The following is a 2,314-nucleotide window of genomic DNA, read 5'->3' as shown; positions in this document are numbered from 1 at the left end:
TCGCAGGCAAGCCAGCTCCCACATTTCGATCTTCATTCGGCTCGAATCCAGTATTTGCTGAATGATCGTTTCCTATATCCCAACCGCTTAAGACTTGATCGTTCCCAAAAAGGGACCTTGTTAGCTGACCATGAATGGACATGACACAGTTTTTTCTAACACCACTGAACAAACGTGGGAGGGGCTTGCCCCCTCCCACAGGTGATTTGTTCTGTACTGGAAAACTGCCACCCATCATGCGGTCCCCTCCCATCGTAAAGATCCCCACCCCACTGCCGATACCGAGGGGAGTTTTTCGACAGAAGTATCGACGCAATGTGGCTTTTGGACGGGTTTGCCTGGCTGTACAACCTCAACAGTTTTACCGGCGTGCTGCTGATGTGGTTTGCGGTGCTGGTGCTCACGGCGGCAGTGACCATGAACGTGCAGTCCAACCGCGGCAAGCTGTGGGGCTTCATGATTACGTCAGCCGGCGCGGTGTTTATTCTGGTGTATCTGGAAAGCCTGAACCTCATCGGCGCGGAACAGGCTATCAAGGGCGTGATGAGCAATTTCGTGGTCATGACCCTGGGTGGGCTCGGTTCAGGCCTGCTGGCGGTGGCGATAACCGAGAGGCCGACCCTGGATGAAGAAACACAGGCCCGAAGGTTCATCCGTGATCGCCTGCTGGACGCGCTGGAATATGCCTTTGTATTTTTCGCGATTTGCTCGCTCACCCTGCTTGCCTTTGGCCTGCTGTTTAACTGGCTGGGGTTCCCTCCCATCAATGGACATGACCTGCTGAGCCTGCTGATTGTGTGCCTCGGCGCACTGCTGGGCTACGCGATTGCTTCCCGTGTAAACCGCTTGAAAAACTGGGAGCAACTGGGTGCCGGCGCGCTGATGGCGCTGCTTTTGCTGCTGCTGCCGGTTTACGCTCAAGCCTTGGCAGGGGTGTGGGATTGGAGCGCGCCGGCGGTGCTGGGTCTGCACGTATTTGCGGCATTGGCGCTGCTTCGGACCATCTGGTTCCACCGCACCGAATGGCGCAGCGCCTGAATACGCGTATTCATTGATTCATCATTAACCTAGGCGTAACAGTCCAATGCCCAGCTTGATTGATGCCCCATGGTTTCACTCCTAAGGTAAGCCCACGACAGCAAACCCGTGGAGCGACCATGACAACAACCATCACCCCCGACTCGCGCTGGACGCGGCGGCGCGACGAGAAGCAGCGGCGCCTCGGGCTGGTCAAACAATACGCAGACGGGGCGGTGCTGCCCAGCGACAAGATCGTCGAGGCCCTGGAAGCGTTGATCCTGCCCGGCGACCGCGTGGTGCTGGAGGGCAACAACCAGAAGCAGGCCGATTTCCTCTCGCGCTCCCTGGCCAAGGCCGACCCGGCCAAGCTCCACGATTTGCACATGATCATGCCCAGCGTCGGGCGTTCCGAGCACCTGGACCTGTTTGAAAAGGGTATCGCCCGCAAGCTCGACTTTTCCTTCGCCGGCACCCAGTCCCTGCGCATCAGCCAGTTGCTCGAAGACGGCCTGCTGGAAATCGGCGCGATCCACACCTACATCGAACTCTACGCGCGGCTGGTGGTGGACCTGATCCCCAACGTCGTGCTCTCGGCTGGGTTCATGGCCGACCGCGCCGGCAATATCTACACCGGCGCCAGCACCGAAGACACCCCGGCGCTGATCGAACCCGCCGCGTTCAGCGACGGCATCGTGATCGTGCAGGTCAACCAGTTGGTGGATGACGTCACGGATCTGCCTCGCGTCGACATCCCTGCCAGTTGGGTGGATTTTGTGGTGGTGGCCGACAAGCCGTTCTACATCGAGCCGCTGTTCACCCGCGACCCGCGCCACATCAAGCCGGTGCATGTGTTGATGGCGATGATGGCGATCCGTGGCATCTACGAAAAACACAATGTGCAGTCGCTGAACCATGGCATCGGTTTCAACACCGCCGCCATCGAATTGATCCTGCCGACCTACGGCGAATCCCTCGGCCTCAAAGGCAAAATCTGCCGCAACTGGACCCTCAACCCGCACCCGACGCTGATCCCCGCCATCGAAAGCGGCTGGGTCGAAAGTGTGCATTGCTTTGGCACCGAACTGGGCATGGAGAACTACATCGCCGCGCGCCCGGACGTGTTCTTCACCGGCCGCGACGGCTCGATGCGTTCCAACCGGATGTTCTGCCAGCTGGCCGGCCAGTACGCGGTAGACCTGTTTATCGGCGCCACCCTGCAAGTGGACGGCGACGGGCATTCCTCCACCGTGACCCGTGGCCGTCTTGCCGGGTTCGGTGGCGCGCCGAACATGGG

Annotated in this window: 2 protein-coding genes; both read left to right on the top strand. The window is 59.6% G+C overall.

The genetic code is table 11. From position 1 onward, the window contains the following. Window positions 1-315 precede the first annotated feature (315 nt). Window positions 316-1,038: a hypothetical protein gene (locus WBR57_RS18545; protein ID WP_424085385.1), complete on the top strand. Its 723-nt coding sequence runs from the start codon at window positions 316-318 to the stop codon at window positions 1,036-1,038. A gap of 119 nt (window positions 1,039-1,157) precedes the next feature. Then, window positions 1,158-2,314 (top strand): malonate decarboxylase subunit alpha (locus WBR57_RS18540; RefSeq protein ID WP_424085383.1); only part of this gene is annotated, 1,157 nt, incomplete at its 3' end.

It is taken from the genome of Pseudomonas sp., assembly GCF_049590575.1.
GTDB lineage: Bacteria > Pseudomonadota > Gammaproteobacteria > Pseudomonadales > Pseudomonadaceae > Aquipseudomonas.
The sequence above is the reverse complement of the archived record's forward strand: the minus strand, read 5'-3'. Positions and strand labels throughout refer to the sequence as shown.